1 protein-coding gene is annotated in these 17,942 nt (G+C 56.8%); it reads left to right on the forward strand.

All coding sequences use genetic code 11. The features are described from left to right. The first annotated feature begins 27 nt into the window (after positions 1 to 27). Positions 28 to 17,439, forward strand: a complete 17,412-nt coding sequence (locus ACUYLD_RS16900; RefSeq protein ID WP_446675570.1) for a non-ribosomal peptide synthase/polyketide synthase — start codon at positions 28 to 30, stop codon at positions 17,437 to 17,439. Positions 17,440 to 17,942: the final 503 nt, after the last annotated feature.

Raw genomic sequence — 17,942 nt, forward strand, 5'->3', positions numbered from 1 at the left:
GAATCTCTAAACCGGGAGTGTGTCGATGTGAGAGAGAATACCAACGAGCAATATGGATTAACGCAAGCCCAGCGCCGAATATGGTTCATGGAAATTATGAATCCGGGAACGTCCATCACGATGCTTTCCGCGACCTACCAGATTACGGGCGAGATCAACACACAGCTTCTGGAGCAAGCGGTGGCAGAGATCGTCAAAACCTATGACGTTTTCCGAATCCGCATTAGCGGGGATTTGCAAAATCCAACGCAGTGGTTCGAAGAGCCGGAGAATGTCCAAGCTAGGATAAGCCGCCTCGAAATAGGCACAACCGAACAATTCTATGCTTGGGTGAAAGAAGTAAGCGAAAAACCGGCCAGCGTGTTCGACGAACACCTCTACCAATTTACGATTATCCATTTTGCGAACGGCCAAGTATGGCTCAATTTGACGGTAAATCATATTATCGCCGACGGCTTGTCCGTCAATGCTTTGCTGCATGCGGTGATGGAAAAATACTTAGAACTGCGTAAAGGCATCTCCAGCAGTTACCAGGCCCCTACCTATCTGGATTATATTTCCGCGGAGCGTGAATATGAGCAATCGCAGCGTTATCAAAAAGGCAAGGAATACTGGCTGACGAAGTACAACACTTTGCCTGAAACGACCGGCATTAAATCGTATCCGCCATTCTCGATCGGCAGCGAATCCAATAAACTGGCCATCACTTTGGACGGTTCCCGGTATGAACGCATTCTGGCCTTCAGCGAACAATATCAGGTCAGCTTATATACGTTATTTCTGTCCGCCATGTATGCCTTATTGTACAAGCTGACCGACAGCACCGATGTTCCGGTCGGCACGGTTTTCGCCAATCGCACCAGCAAGAAGGAAAAAGAAACGATCGGCATGTTCGTCAGCACCGTGGCTACGCGGATTCGTCTGAATCCAGACGGGCACGTGCTTTCCTTGATCCAAACGGTTTCCAAGGAAAATACGGCGGATCTGCGGTATCAGAAATACCCTTATAACCAATTGATCCAGGATTTACGCGAACAACACGGCCGCAACGATCTTTCGGGGCTGTTCCGCACGTCTCTGGAATATTTGCCTTTGAAAATCGTGGAGTACGAAGAAATCAAGGTACGCCTGGAGGCTCACTTCGCTAGGCACGAGATGGACGATTTGCTGCTGCGCTTCGACCATATGCTGAATGAAGGCCATGTAATTCTCCATGCTTCCTATCGTACCGGCCTGTTCGAGACGGCCGAGATTGATCGGATTATGGAACAGTATGTAACCGTTCTGGACCAGTTCCTTCAGACTCCCGAACTGCCGGTACGCGAGATTTCTCTGCTGAGCGATGAGGAGAGACACCGCATTCTCAACGTTTTTAACCCGCCGATGGCAGGGCTGAGCGAGGGAGAAGCGTTTCATCGGTATGTTGAAAAGTTTGCCCGGGAAATTCCGGATCATCCGGCAGTCGTCTACATGGACAAACAGCTGACCTACGGCGAATTGAACGAACGCGCCGAGCGGCTGGCTTCTCTCCTTCGCGAACAGGGCGTGGGAAGGGAGACGATTACGGGGATCTGGGCGGAGCGTTCAGTGGAACTGCTGGTCGGGGTGCTCGCCGTTTGGAAAGCCGGCGGAGCCTATGTACCGCTGGACCCCGATTATCCGGCGGAGCGGATTGAGTACATGCTCAGCGATAGCGATGCATCGGTGCTGCTTACGCAGCGTCATCTGTTGGAGCGGGCCAGAGGTTGGTTGGCCGATGACCAGCTGAAGCTTCAAGCTGTCTATGCCATGGACGATGAACAGATCTATAACGGGGATGCCTTAGCCGTGGAATTTGAATCTGCCGGCAGCGCCCCACAAGACTTGGCTTATGTGATTTACACCTCGGGTACGACGGGACGCCCGAAAGGCGTCATGATCGAGCACGGTAGTCTCGTGAATACGGCGGATGCGTACCGTCGCGAGTACCGGTTGGATCAGTTTCCGGTGCGGCTGCTGCAGCTGGCCAGCTTCTCGTTTGACGTGTTCGTCGGAGACATCGCGCGGACGCTGTATAACGGAGGCACGATGGTGATTGTGCCGAAGGATGACCGGATTGATCCGAACCTCTTATACGGCTGGATTCGGGACCAAAACATTACGGTATTCGAATCGACGCCTGCGCTCATCCTGCCGTTCATGCAGCATATTTATGAAGAAGGGCTGGACGTTAGCTCCATGCAGTTGCTGATTACCAGCTCGGATGCTTGCAGTGTCACCGATTACCGATTGCTGCAGGAAAGATTCGGCGGACAATTCCGCATCATCAACAGCTATGGCGTTACCGAAGCGGCCATTGACAGCAGCTTTTACGGTGAGCCGCTGGATAAGCTGCCGCCGTCGGGGCATGTGCCGATCGGCAAAGCTTGGCTGAACGCCCGGTTTTACATTGTCGATGCCGCGTTAAAGCCGGTTCCTGTAGGGGTTCCGGGCGAGCTTGTCATCGGCGGCGCCGGGGTGGCGCGCGGGTACTGGAACCGTCCGGACCTAACCGCCGAGAAGTTTGCGGACAGCCCGTTTGTGCCGGGCGAACGTCTGTACCGGACAGGCGATTTGGCCCGCTGGCTGGAAGACGGCAACGTCGACTTCATCGGCCGGATCGACTATCAAGTGAAAATTCGCGGGTTCCGGATCGAACTCGGCGAAATTGAAACGGCCCTGCTGCGTTTCCGGGGCGTCAAGCAGGCTGTGGTGACCGACCGTACGGATGAGCAGGGGCAAAAGTATTTGTGCGGCTACGTCGCGGCGGATGCTTCCTTGCAGCTGAGCGATCTGCTGTCCCAATTGAAGCAAGAGCTGCCGGCCCATATGGTCCCGGCCCGGCTGGTGTCTCTTGATAAGCTTCCGCTCACGCCGAACGGCAAAATTGACCGTAAAGCGCTGCCTGAACCGACCGGAGAGGTAGAAGCAGGCCGTGAGTATGTGGCTCCTCGCACAACGCTGGAAACAAGACTTGCTCTCATTTGGCAGCAGGTGCTGGGTATTGCGCGAGTTGGAGTCCAAGACGATTTCTTTGACTTGGGTGGTCATTCCTTGCGGGCCTCTACGCTTGTTTCCAAGATTAGGAAAGAACTGCAAGTCGAGGTTTCGCTGCGGGAAGTTTTCCGCTACACCACGATCGAACAGCTAGCCCAAAGAATCGGCGGTTTAAGGCAGCAGGAGACGTATGAGATTACAAAGGCGGCTGAGGCCGAGTACTATCCGGTTTCATCCGAGCAAAAGCGTCTGTACGTCCTGCGCCAGCTTGACGGGGCCGAGCGCAGCTACAATATGTCGGCGGCGCTTCTTCTCGAAGGCAAGCTGGACCGCACGCGCGTCGAGCACGCGTTCCGGGCGCTGATTCAGCGCCATGAGACGCTGCGTACCGGGATCGAGCAGGTTCAAGGCGAGCTTGTCCAGCGCATCTATGACGAGGTGGAGTTTGCTGTAGATTATTTCCAAGCGAGCGAGCGGGAAGTGGAGCAAGTGGTGGAAGCTTACTATCACCCGTTTGATCTGACCAAGCCGCCACTTCTCCGCATCGGCCTGATCGAAGTCGCCGAGGATCGCCACATTCTGCTGTTCGATATGCACCATATCGTCTCGGACGGCATTTCGACAGCGCTGCTCTTCGACGAGTTCAGCCGCCTGTATCGGGGCGAGGAGCTGGCCCCGCTGCGCATTCAATACAAAGATTATGCCGTTTGGCAGCATTCCGAAGCTTACGGGCAGATGCTCCAGCCGCAGAAGGAGTATTGGCTGGAACAGCTGTCGGGCGAGCTGCCGGTCTTGGAGCTGCCGACGGACTTCCCGCGGCCTGCGGTGCAAAGCTTTGACGGCCGAACCGTGAAGTTTTATATCGAGAAAGATCGGACGGAGAAGCTGAAAGAGCTGGCGGCACGGACAGGGACGACCCTGTACATGGTGCTGCTGTCGGCTTACACCATCCTTATGCATAAATATTCGGGTCAGGAAGATCTGATCGTAGGCACGCCGATTGCCGGAAGAACGCAGGAAGAAGTGCGGCCGATCGTAGGGATGTTTATCAACACGCTGGCCATTCGCAGCCGTCCGGAGCGTTCCAAGCCGTACCTTTCGTACCTGGAAGAAATCAAGGACATCACGCTCGGGGCTTTCGAACACCAAAATTATTTGTTCGAAGACTTGGTAGAAAGTCTTCACATTCCGCGCGCGACCGGCCGGAATCCGCTCTTTGACACGTTCTTCTCCCTACAAAATACGGAGAACGAGCAAATTGTCATCGAGGGGCTGGAGCAATCGTTTTATCCACTGGAAAACCAAACATCCAAGTTCGAGCTGCTCCTGGATATTTCGGAGCTGGACGGTCAGCTCGAATGCCGGTTGGAGTACGCTACGGCTTTGTATAAACAGGAGACCGCGGAGCGGTTCGCCAGACATTATGACAAGCTGCTCGAAACCATCGCAGCAGGGCCGGACGGGGATATTGCCTCGCTGGAAATGCTCACGGAGGAGGAAATCCGCAAGCTGGTGCGCGGTTTCAACGATTCGGAGGCGGACTACCCGCAGCAGCAGACGATTCACGGCTTGTTCGAAGAGCAGGCGGAGCTTTACCCGGACAACGTGGCCGCCGTCATGAACGAGCGGCAGCTGACCTATCGCGAGCTGAACGAGCGATCCAATCGCCTTGCGCGGAAGCTGCGGGAGACGGGAGTAGAAGCGGATCAGCTGGTAGCGATTCTGGCCGAACGCTCGCTCGATATGGTTGTCGGCATTTTGGCGATTCTCAAAGCGGGCGGAGCATACGTGCCTGTCGATCCCGACTACCCGGAGGAGCGCATCCGCTTCATGATCGAGGATTCGGGCGCGCCATTATTGCTGATTCAAAAGCATCTGCACGAGAAGACCGACTTCGCAGGAACGCGCCTCGAATTGGACGATTTCGTTTGGGGCGACAGAGGGGCGGACTCCGCCGATGTGCTGGACGCTTCGAACCTGGAGCCGATTTCCGGGCCGGTCAACCTGGCTTATGTCATCTACACGTCGGGAACGACCGGCAGACCGAAAGGAACGCTGATCGAGCATAAGAACGTCGTGCGGCTCCTGTTCAACGACAAGAACCTGTTCGACTTCGGGCCGTCCGACACGTGGACGCTGTTCCACTCGTTCTGCTTCGATTTCTCCGTCTGGGAAATGTACGGAGCGCTGCTGTACGGAGGCAAGCTGGTCATCGTACCGCCGCTCACGGCGAAAAATCCGGCCGATTTCCTGGCGCTGCTGGGCCGCGAACAGGTCACGATTTTGAACCAGACGCCAACGTACTTCTACCAGCTGCTGCGTGAGGTCTTGGCGGACCATCCGTACGATCTGCGGATTCGCAACGTCATCTTCGGGGGCGAAGCGCTGAGTCCGCTGCTGCTCAAGGGCTTCAAGACGAAGTATCCGGAGACGAAGCTGATCAATATGTACGGCATTACCGAGACGACGGTTCACGTTACGTATAAGGAAATCACGTGGGTCGAAATGGAGGCGGCGAAGAGCAATATCGGCAAGCCGATCCCGACGCTGAGCGTATACGTCCTTGATGAAAACCGCCGCCCTGTGCCGATCGGCGTAGCGGGCGAAATGTACGTGGCCGGGGAAGGCCTTGCGAGAGGATACCTGAACCGTCCGGATCTGACGGCGGAGAAGTTCGTCGATTCCCCGTTTGCGGAGGGGGAGAAACTGTACCGCTCGGGCGACTTGGCGGCTTGGCTGCCGGACGGCAACATCGAATACCTGGGCCGGATCGATCATCAGGTGAAAATCCGCGGGTACCGGATCGAGCTGGACGAAATCGAGACGCAGCTACTGAACGTCGAGGGCGTGGAAGAAGCGGTGGTGCTCGCCCGTCAGGACGGCGGGGGCGAGAAGGCGCTTGTCGCCTACTTTGTGGCGGACCGGACGCTGACGGTCAGCGAAATGAGAACCTCGCTGGCCCAGGAAATGCCGGGGTACATGATCCCGTCGTACTTCGTGCAGCTGGAGCGCATCCCGCTGACGTCCAACGGAAAAGTGGACCGCAAAGCGCTGCCGGAGCCGCAAGGCGGCTTGCAAACGGGCGTCGAATACGTAGCGCCGCGTAACCGGACGGAGTCCCAGCTTGTGAAGATCTGGGAGGAAGTGCTGGGCTACTCCGGCATTGGAGTCCTGGACAATTTCTTCGAGCTCGGAGGCCACTCCTTGCGGGCGACGAACCTTGTCAGCAAGATTCAGAAGGAGATGAACGTCGAACTTCCGCTGCGCGATGTGTTCCGCTATACGACGATAGAGTCGATGGCCGGGGCTATTGCCAGCTTGGAAGAAACGCGGCACAGCTCGATTCCGAAAGCGGAAGAGAAAGCGTACTATCCGGTTTCCTCCGCGCAAAAAAGGCTGTACGTCCTGCACCAGCTGGATGGCTCGGAGCTGAATTACAACCTCCCAAGTGCCTTGCAGTTGGAAGGGGCTTTGAACGAGGCCAAAGTGGAAAAGGCGCTGACAACTTTGGTGGCCCGGCATGATATGCTGCGCACCGGTTTTGAAATCGTGAATGGGGAGCCGGTTCAGCGTATTCATCCGCTCGTAGCTTTCAAGGTCGAGAAGCTTCAAGCAAGCGAAGATCAGGTTGCGGCCATTCTTGAAGGCTTCATTCAGCCTTTTGACCTGACCCAGCCGCCTTTGCTGCGCGCCCTGCTGATCGAACTGGAGAAAGAGAAATTCCTGCTCGCGCTGGATATTCATCATATTGGTTCCGACGGCCTTTCCATGGACGTGCTGCTGCGCGAATTCGTGCGGCTTTACAATGGGGAAGAATTGCCGGAGCTGCGGATTCAATATAAGGATTACGCCGTTTGGCAGCAATCCGAGGAGCAGCGCCAGCGCATCAAACGGCAGGAGGAATACTGGCGCGGGGTATTCAGCTCCGAGCTTCCGGTTCTTGAGCTGCCTCTCGACTTCTCCCGCCCGGCCGTCCAGCAGTTTGACGGTCAAACGCTCACGTTTACGCTGGATGCGGAGAAAAGCGAAGCTCTCAAACGGCTTGCCGGCGATTCGGGGGCGACGCTGTACATGCTTCTGCTGGCTGCGTACTCCGTATTGCTTCATAAATACGCGGGACAGGAAGATATAGTGGTCGGCACTCCGATTGCTGCCCGTTCTCACGCCGACCTGCAGCCGATTATCGGCATGTTCGTCAATACGCTGGCCCTTCGCTTGGGTCCGGCGGCGGAGCGGACGTTCCTGGATTACTTGCAGGAAGTGAAGGAAACGACGCTTGGAGCCTACGAGCACCAGGACTATCCGTTCGAGGAGCTGGTGGAAGCTCTTCAGGTGAGCCGGGATTTAAGCCGGAATCCTCTGTTTGACACCATGTTTTCTTTGCAAAAACACGAAAGCTTGGATTTAACCATGGAAGGCTTGCAATGGTCGCTGTTCGACATCGAGGAAAAGACGGCAAAGTTTGATCTTAGCCTTGATATCGTGGAAGCCGATAACGAGCTGGTTTGCAAGATCGAGTACGCTACCTCGTTGTTTAGACAGGAAACGATGGTACGGCTGGCGGGTCATTACGAGCAGCTATTGGCGTCGATCCTGGTTCAGCCGAGTGCGCGGATTTCGGATTTGGATATCTTGACGGACAGCGAAAAGCATGATTTGCTGGTCGGGTTTGACGTGTCGTCTTCGGCTCTTGCGAAGCAACCCGCCGCAGAGAGTACAGGTTTGGAAGCGGATGAGTCGTGGGGAGAGAGAACGTTCCACGAGCTGTTCGAGGAGCAGGCGGAGCGCACTCCGGGAGCGCTGGCGGTTGTCTACGAAGACAGCAAGCTGACGTATGCGGAGCTGAACGCCAAAGCGAATCGTCTGGCGTATGCACTGCGGGCGCGCGGGGTGAAGCCGGAGCAGGTGGTCGGCATTCTGGCCGGCCGTTCGGCGGAGCTGTTGATCGGGGTGCTCGCCGTATGGAAAGCGGGCGGCGCTTATGTGCCGCTCGACCCGGACTATCCGGCGGAGCGGATCGAGTATATGCTCGCGGACAGCGGGGCGTCGGTGCTGCTCACACAGACCCGCCTGCTGGAGCAGGCGGAAGCTTGGCGCAGCGACGGAGCTCTAGTGCTGCAAACGGTGCTTGCGCTTGACGACGCCGCGACGTACAGCCTCGGAGCGGCTGTGGGCGTACAAGCTTTGGGCGAAGCAGGCGCAGAGGCGGAGGCTTTGGCGCAAGCGGAAACGGCTTCTGCCGAAACGTCCGCCACGGCAGAAGCCGAGAAGAACGTACTAGCGGCGGATCTCGCATCGAATCCGGCGAATGTGAACAAGCCGCGCGATTTGGCTTACGTCATCTACACCTCCGGTACGACGGGCAAGCCGAAGGGCGTGATGATCGAGCACCGCAGCCTGGTGAACACGGCGGCGGGCTACCGGCGGGAATACCGCCTGGATCAGTTCCCGATCCGGCTGCTGCAGCTCGCCAGCTTCTCGTTCGACGTGTTCGTCGGCGACATTGCGCGGACGCTGTACAACGGCGGCACGATGGTCATCGTGCCGAAGGACGACCGGATTGATCCAACCCGCCTCTACGGCTGGATTCGCGACTACGCCGTGACGGTATTCGAATCGACTCCGGCGCTGATCGTGCCGTTCATGGAGCATGTGCATGCCGAGAGTCTGGAGCTCAGCTCGATGCAGTTGCTGATCACAAGCTCGGATGCGTGCAGCGTAGCGGATTACCGCACCTTGCAGGAGCGCTTCGGCTCGCAGTTCCATATTATTAACAGCTACGGCGTAACGGAAGCGGCGATTGACTCCAGCTTCTATGACGAGCCGCTGGAGAAGCTGCCGAAGACGGGCAGCGTGCCGATCGGGAAAGCGTGGCTGAACGCCAAGTTCTACATCGTGGATGCGAATCTGAAGCCGGTGCCGATCGGGGTGTTGGGCGAGCTGGTTATCGGCGGAGCGGGTGTGGCCCGCGGTTACTTGAACCGCCCGGATTTGACGGCGGAGAAATTCGTAGACAGCCCGTTCGCCGCTGGGGAGCGGCTGTACCGGACGGGCGACCTGGCGCGCTGGATGCCGGACGGCAACGTGGACTTCATCGGCCGGATCGACAACCAGGTGAAAATTCGCGGCTATCGGATCGAGCTTGGTGAAATTGAAGCGAAGCTGCTGAGTGTAGGTGGCGTGAAGGAAGCGGTCGTCGTCGTCAGGGAAGATCAAGAAGGTCAGAAAGCTTTGTGCGCTTATTATACAGCGGAAGAAGGCTTGACGGCGGCGGACCTGAAGCGGGCGATTGCCAGCGAGCTGCCGGGGTACATGATCCCGTCGTACTTCGTGGAGCTGGAGCGCCTGCCTCTGACGCCGAACGGAAAGATCGACCGGAAGGCGTTGCCGGCACCGGAAGGCGGAGACCGCGAATACGTGGCGCCGCGCACCGAACTGGAGGCGAAGCTGGCCGCCATTTGGCAGGATGTGCTTGTTCGGGAGAAGACAGTAGGCGTAACGGACAACTTCTTCGACCTCGGCGGACACTCCCTGCGGGCGACGACGCTTGTCAGCAAAATGCATAAGGAGCTAGGCGTTGAATTCCCGCTTCGCGACGTATTCCGCTACTCGACGGTTGAGGAAATGGCCGCGGTTATGGAGCGGCTGGAGATCGGCTCGTTCACGGCTATTCCGGCTGCGGAACCTAGCGAGTATTATCCGCTCTCTTCCGCTCAGAAACGTCTCTATATCTTGAACCAGCTGGAAGGAGCCGAGCTGAGCTATAACATACCGGGAGCTATGCTGCTCGAAGGGGAGCTCGACCGGCAGCGGTTTGAAGAAGCGTTCCGCGGGCTCGTAGCTCGTCATGAAACGCTGCGTACCGGCTTTGAGATGGTAAAAGGCGAAGCGGTTCAGCGGATTTACGAAGAAGCCGCCTTCCAGGTGGAATATGTGCAGATCAGCGGGGAGCAGGCGGAAGAAACGGTGCGCCAATTCGTTCGTCCGTTTGATCTAGCGAAGCCGCCACTTCTGCGGGTAGGCCTTGCCGAACTGGCGCCGGACCAGCACATTCTAATGTTCGATACGCATCATATCGTATCTGACGGCGTTTCGATTGACGTACTGATCGAAGAGTTCGTCCGCTTGTACAGCGGGGAGCAGTTGGAGCCGCTCCGCATTCAGTACAAAGATTATGCGGTATGGCAGCAATCGGACGAGCAGAAAGCTCAGCTTGCCAAGCAGGGAGCCTACTGGCTCGACATGTTCCGCGGAGAGCTGCCGGTTTTGGAATTGCCGACGGACTATCCGCGCCCGGCTATGCAGAGCTACGAGGGCCGCACGCTGCAATTGTTTATGCATAGCGAGCAAAGCGAGGGTCTGAAACGGCTTGCAGCCGAGAACGGCGCAACACTTTACATGGTTCTGCTTGCTGGTTATACAATATTATTGCATAAATATACAGGGCAAGAAGACGTGGTGGTCGGTACGCCGATTGCGGGAAGAAATCACAGCGACGTTCAGCCGCTGATGGGGATGTTCGTCAATACCCTGGCCATCCGCAGTTATCCGGCTGCCGGTAAGACGTTCCTTGACTACTTGAAGGAAATCAAGGAGACGACGCTGGGCGCTTTTGAACATCAGAATTATCCGTTTGAGGAACTGGTGGATAAGGTGAACGTGGCTCGCGATTTAAGCCGCAATCCGCTATTCGATACGATGTTTGCTTTGCAGAATACAGAGAATTTGGAAATCCAGCTTCCCGGACTCCATTTGTCGACGTATGCCAGCGAAGAAATTGTTTCTAAATTCGATCTCAGCTTGGACGTCACGGAGATCGAGGAAGGCTTGGAATATCTGTTTGAATACGCCACTGCTCTTTATAAAACCGAAACGGTGGAGAAATTGGCCGCTCACTACTTGCAGCTGCTTGAATCCATTCTCCGCAACCCGTCGGCGACTATTGCCGAGCTGGACATTTTGACACCGGCGGAAAAAGAGCAAATTCTCGGCGCGTTCAACCCGGCGCAGCCGGAAGCGGCTCCTGCGGCCGCGTTCCACCGGCTGTTCGAGGAACAGGCGGAGCGCACGCCGGAAGCGGAGGCCGTCGTGTACGAGAACGACCGGCTGACGTATGCGGAGCTGAACGAGCGGGCGAACCGCTTGGCGGCCACGCTGCGTGCAAGCGGCATCGGCCAGGAGACGATCGTCGGCATTCTCGCCGAGCGTTCGGTGGACTTGCTGGTGGCCGTGCTGGCCGTCTGGAAAGCGGGCGGGGCGTATGTGCCGCTCGACCCGGATTACCCGGCGGAGCGCGTGCGATTCATGCTCGAAGACAGCGGAGCGAAGGTACTGCTGACGCAAACGCCGCTGCGAGAGCGTGCCGAAGCCTGGCTCGGCGAAGAGGAGCTGGCGCTGGCGGCGGTGCTGTACCTGGACGACGAAGCGTCGTACAGCGAGGAGCGGGCGAATGCGCCGATTGGCTCCGGCATTGTCTCCGGCAAGCTGACGGATGCTGTGGACGACGGCGATGAGAGCCATCAGAATGTTGGCACCGACAGCTTCCATGAAGCCCGTCCAGAGGACCTGGCGTACGTGATCTACACGTCGGGAACGACGGGCAAGCCGAAGGGCGTGATGATCGAGCACCGCAGCCTGGTGAACACGGCGGCGGGCTACCGGCGGCAATACCGGTTGGATCAGTTCCCGGTGCGGCTGCTGCAGCTCGCAAGCTTCTCGTTTGACGTGTTCGTGGGAGATATCGCGCGGACGCTGTACAACGGAGGCACGATGGTGATTGTGCCGAAGGACGACCGGATCGATCCATCTCGTCTGCACCACTGGATGGAGCGGGAGCGGGTCACCATCTTCGAATCGACGCCGGCGCTGATCGTGCCGTTCCTGGAGTACGTGCACGAGCAGCAACTGGATATGAGCCGGTTGGAGCTGTTGATCACGAGCTCGGACAGCTGCAGCGTGGCGGATTACCGGACCTTGCAGGAACGCTTCGGCTCGTTGTTCCGGATCATCAACGCATACGGCGTGACGGAAGCGGCGATCGACTCAAGTTTCTACGACGAGCCGCTGATGAAGCTGCCGCAGACAGGTAATGTGCCGATCGGCAAAGCGTGGCTGAATGCGAAATTCTACATCGTGGACGCGCATCTGAACCCGGTGCCGGTCGGGGTGCTGGGCGAGCTGGTTATCGGCGGAGTCGGGGTAGCGCGCGGGTACTTGAACCGTCCGGAGCTGACAGAAGAGAAGTTCGTAGACAGCCCGTTCGCCGCGGGCGAGCGGCTGTACCGCACGGGAGACTTGGCGCGGTGGATGGAGGACGGCAACGTTGACTTCATCGGCCGGATCGACAACCAGGTGAAAATCCGGGGGTACCGGATTGAGACGGGCGAAATCGAAGCGAAGCTGCTGAGTGTAGGTGGCGTGAAGGAAGCGGTCGTCGTCGTCAGGGAAGATCAAGAAGGTCAGAAAGCTTTGTGTGCTTATTATACAGCGGAAGAAGGCTTGACGGCGGCGGACCTGAAGCGGGCGATTGCCAGCGAGCTGCCGGGTTACATGATCCCGTCGTACTTCGTGGAGCTGGAGCGCTTGCCTCTGACGCCGAACGGAAAGATCGACCGGAAGGCGCTGCCGGCACCGGAAGGGGGAGCAAGCGCAGGCCGCGAATACGTGGCGCCGCGCACCGAACTGGAGGCGAAGCTGGCCGCCATTTGGCAGGATGTGCTTGTTCGGGAGAAGGCGGTAGGCGTAACGGACAACTTCTTCGACCTCGGCGGACACTCCCTGCGGGCGACGACGCTTGTCAGCAAAATGCATAAGGAGCTAGGCGTTGAATTCCCGCTTCGCGACGTATTCCGCTACTCGACGGTTGAGGAAATGGCCGCGGCTATGGAGCGGCTGGAGATCGGCTCGTTCACGGCTATTCCGGCTGCGGAACCTAGCGAGTATTATCCGCTCTCTTCCGCTCAGAAACGTCTCTATATCTTGAACCAGCTGGAAGGAGCCGAGCTGAGCTACAACATACCGGGAGCTATGCTGCTCGAAGGGGAGCTCGATCGGCAGCGGTTTGAAGAAGCGTTCCGCGGGCTCGTAGCTCGTCATGAAACGCTGCGTACCGGCTTTGAGATGGTAAAAGGCGAAGCGGTTCAGCGGATTTACGAAGAAGCCGCCTTCCAGGTGGAATATGTGCAGATCAGCGGGGAGCAGGCGGAAGAAACGGTGCGCCAATTCGTTCGTCCGTTTGATCTAGCGAAGCCGCCACTTCTGCGGGTAGGCCTTGCCGAACTGGCGCCGGACCAGCACATTCTAATGTTCGATACGCATCATATCGTATCTGACGGCGTTTCGATTGACGTACTGATCGAAGAGTTCGTCCGCTTGTACAGCGGGGAGCAGTTGGAGCCGCTCCGCATTCAGTACAAAGATTATGCGGTATGGCAGCAATCGAACGAGCAGAAAGCTCAGCTTGCCAAGCAGGAAGCCTACTGGCTCGACATGTTCCGCGGAGAGCTGCCGGTTTTGGAATTGCCGACGGACTATCCGCGCCCGGCTATGCAGAGCTACGAGGGCCGCACGCTGCAATTGTTTATGCATAGCGAGAAAAGCGAGGGTCTGAAACGGCTTGCAGCCGAGAACGGCGCAACGCTTTACATGGTTCTGCTTGCTGGTTATACAATATTATTGAATAAATATACAGGGCAAGAAGACGTGGTGGTCGGTACGCCAATTGCGGGAAGAAATCACAGTGACGTTCAGCCGCTGATCGGGATGTTCGTCAATACCCTGGCCATCCGCAGTTATCCGGCTGCCGGTAAGACGTTCCTTGACTACTTGAAGGAAATCAAGGAGACGACGCTGGGCGCTTTTGAACATCAGAATTATCCGTTTGAGGAACTGGTGGATAAGGTGAACGTGGCTCGCGATTTAAGCCGCAATCCGCTGTTCGATACGATGTTTGCTTTGCAGAATACAGAGAATTTGGAAATCCAGCTTCCCGGACTCCATTTGTCGACGTATGCCAGCGAAGAAATTGTTTCTAAATTCGATCTCAGCTTGGACGTCACGGAGATCGAGGAAGGCTTGGAATATCTGTTTGAATACGCCACTGCTCTTTATAAAACCGAAACGGTGGAGAAATTGGCCGCTCACTACTTGCAGCTGCTTGAATCCATTCTCCGCAACCCGTCGGCGACTATTGCCGAGCTGGGCATTTTGACACCGGCGGAAAAAGAGCAAATTCTCGGCGCGTTTAACCCGGCGCAGCCGGAAGCGGCTCCTGCGGCCGCGTTCCACCGGCTGTTCGAGGAACAGGCAGAACGCACGCCGGAAGCGGCAGCTGTCGTGTACGAGAATGACCGGCTGACGTATGCGGAGCTGAACGAGCGGGCGAACCGCTTGGCGGCTACGCTGCGCGCAAGCGGCATCGGCCGGGAGACGATCGTCGGCATTCTCGCCGAGCGTTCGGTGGACTTGCTGGTGGCCGTGCTGGCCGTCTGGAAAGCGGGCGGGGCGTATGTGCCGCTCGACCCGGATTACCCGGCGGAGCGCGTGCGGTTCATGCTCGAAGACAGCGGAGCGAAGGTGCTACTGACGCAAACGCCGCTGCGAGAGCGTGCCGAAGCCTGGCTCGGCGAAGAGGAGCTGGCGCTGGCGGCGGTGCTGTACCTCGACGACGAAACTTCGTACAGCGAGGAGCGGACGAATGCCGACAGCTTCCATGAAGCCCGTCCGGAGGACCTGGCGTACGTGATCTACACGTCGGGAACGACGGGCAAGCCGAAGGGCGTGATGATCGAGCACCGCAGCCTGGTGAACACGGCGGCGGGCTACCGGCGGGAATACCAGTTGGATGAGTTCCCGGTGCGGCTGCTGCAGCTCGCAAGCTTCTCGTTCGACGTGTTCGTGGGAGATATCGCGCGGACGCTGTACAACGGAGGCACGATGGTGATTGTGCCGAAGGACGACCGGATCGATCCTTCTCGTCTGCACCACTGGATGGAGCGGGAGCGGGTCACCATCTTCGAATCGACGCCGGCGCTGATCGTGCCGTTCCTGGAGTATGTGCACGAGCAGCAACTGGATATGAGCCGGTTGGAGCTGTTGATCACGAGCTCGGACAGCTGCAGCGTGGCGGATTACCGGACCTTGCAGGAACGCTTCGGCTCGTTGTTCCGGATCATCAACGCATACGGTGTGACGGAAGCGGCGATCGACTCAAGCTTCTACGGCGAGCCGCTGGCGAAGCTGCCGCAGACAGGCAATGTGCCGATCGGCAAAGCGTGGCTGAATGCGAAATTCTACATCGTGGATGCGCATCTGAACCCGGTGCCGGTCGGGGTGCTGGGCGAGCTGGTCATCGGCGGAGTCGGAGTGGCGCGCGGGTACTTGAACCGTCCGGAGCTGACGGAAGAGAAGTTCGTAGACAGCCCGTTCGCCGCGGGCGAGCGACTGTACCGCACGGGAGACTTGGCGCGGTGGATGGAGGACGGGAACGTGGACTTCATCGGCCGGATCGACAACCAGGCGAAAATCCGGGGGTACCGGATCGAGACGGGCGAGATCGAGTCGCAGCTGCTGCGGGTGGAAGGCGTGCGCGAAGCGGTGGTGCTGGTTCGAAGTGACGCGAACGGGCAGAAAGCGATGTGCGCGTACTACACAACGGATGGCGAACTGACGGCGGCAGACCTGAAACGGGCGATCTCCAGGGAGCTGCCGGGTTACATGATCCCGTCGTACTTCGTCGAGCTGGAGCGCCTGCCTCTGACGCCGAACGGGAAAATCGACCGGAAGGCGCTGCCGGCGCCGGAAGGGGGAGCAAGCGCAGGCCGCGAATACGTGGCGCCGCGCACCGAACTGGAGGCGAAACTGGTCGCCATCTGGCAGGACGTGCTCGGACCGATCACGATTGGCGTGACGGACAACTTCTTCGACCTCGGCGGGCATTCCCTGCGGGCGACGACGCTGGTCAGCAAGGTGCACAAGGAGCTGAGCGTGAACCTGCCGCTGCGCGATGTGTTCCGGCACTCGACCATCGAAGCGATGGCCGAAGCGATCAGCCAATTGGAGCGGCAGGAACACCTCTCCATTCCGGTTCTGGATAAGAGGGATTACTATCCGCTTTCCTCCGTGCAAAAACGGCTGTACATCCAGCAGCAGATGGAAAGCGCCGAGCTTAGCTACAACATGTCCGGCATGACGGTTCTCGTCGGGCGCTTGGAACGGAATCAATTCGAGGCGGCGCTCAAAGGATTGATAGCTCGTCACGAAATTTTGCGAACCGGCTTCGAAATGGTCGACGGCGAACCGGTACAACGGATTTATCCGGACTTGAAGTTTGCCGTCGAGTATACGAAAGCGACGGAAAGTGAAACGAAGAGCATCGTAGACGGCTTTGTGCGCGTCTTTGATTTGGAGCGGCCGCCGCTGCTGCGTGTGGGCTTAGTCGAATGGGAAGCGGAACGGCATCTGCTCATGCTGGACATTCATCATATCGTCACGGATGGCATGTCGATGGGCATCTTCGTCGAAGAGCTGCTGCGCCTGTATAACGGCGAGAATATGGAACCGCTTCGGATTCAATACAAGGAATTCGCCGCTTGGCAGCAGTCCGAACCTGTAAAAGAGCGGCTGAAACGTCAGGAAGCCTACTGGCTGGACGTGCTGGAAGGCGAACTGCCGACGCTTGAACTGCCTACGGACTTTGTCAGACCTGCCGCTCGCAGCTTTGAGGGAGATGTGCTGCCTTTCAGCATCGACAAGCAGATGACCGACAGTTTGCAGCGCATCGCCGATGAGAACGGTGCCACCCTTTATATGGTGTTATTGGCGGCCTATTCAATCCTGCTCAGCAAGTACTCAGGACAAGAAGACTTCATTGTAGGCATACCGGTTTCGGGCCGCACACATGCCGACCTGGAGCCGCTCATCGGAATGTTTGTCAACACTTTGGCGATTCGCCATTATCCGTCCGGGGAGAAGATGTTCCTCGCTTACTTGAACGAAGTCAAAGAAACGATGCTGGGGGCCTACGACCACCAGGATTATCCGTTCGAGGAGCTTGTGAAAAAGCTGCAGGCGCCGCGAGATCAAAGCCGCAATCCTGTATTCGATGTCATGTTTGTTCTGGAAACCAAGGAAGATAATGTTCAAAGCTTCGGGGATATCAAGATCGAATCTTATCCGGAAACTCATACGGTTTCCCAATTTGATCTTACCTTGGTCATTTCGTTGCTGGATGAGGGAATGAACGGGCAGTTTGAATATGCCACCAAGTTGTTTACGCGCAATCTGATCGACAATTTCGCTCAGGACCTGCTCGTGATCATCACCCAAATTTGCGAACAGCCTTCGGTGCTGTTGAAGGATATTTCCCTGAACGGGCAATCCGAACAGGAGCAAGATGTGCTAGAGGCCATTGATATTATTTTCTAATCCCTTACCCGGCTTGGGTGTATGCCGTATTTCTCTCGGTACGCATCCTGCCGGGTGTTTTTTTCCAAATGAAAGGGAAAAATCCACCACAGGAATCTGACGTCAAGTGCCGCTGAGTAACTATTTCAATTTATTGGAAATCGACAAAACACAACAGAAATCGTAGTTTACCTTTGGTATACTAAGAATCAAACCATTCCATAAGTTCACTATTTAAAGAATGAAGTAAAATCAAGCTATCATTCGAACAAAAAAAGAGAATTAATAAACTAGCTAGAGATATAATGGCACAGTACTTCTTGAACTCTCACGAACTACAGGGCGGTTAGTTCAAATATATGGACAATGGACTAAAGATGGACAGATTATTAGAGATAATTCTTTGAAAAAGAAAATTGATCATTTAAGCACGTTATATGCGACATTCAGTATATTGAGGAAATGGTTATGAAAATTATATTATCGTAATAGTACAAGTTTCCAAATTTCTTTTTATGGTAATT

The sequence above is a fragment of the Paenibacillus sp. SER-28 genome (genome assembly GCF_052906305.1).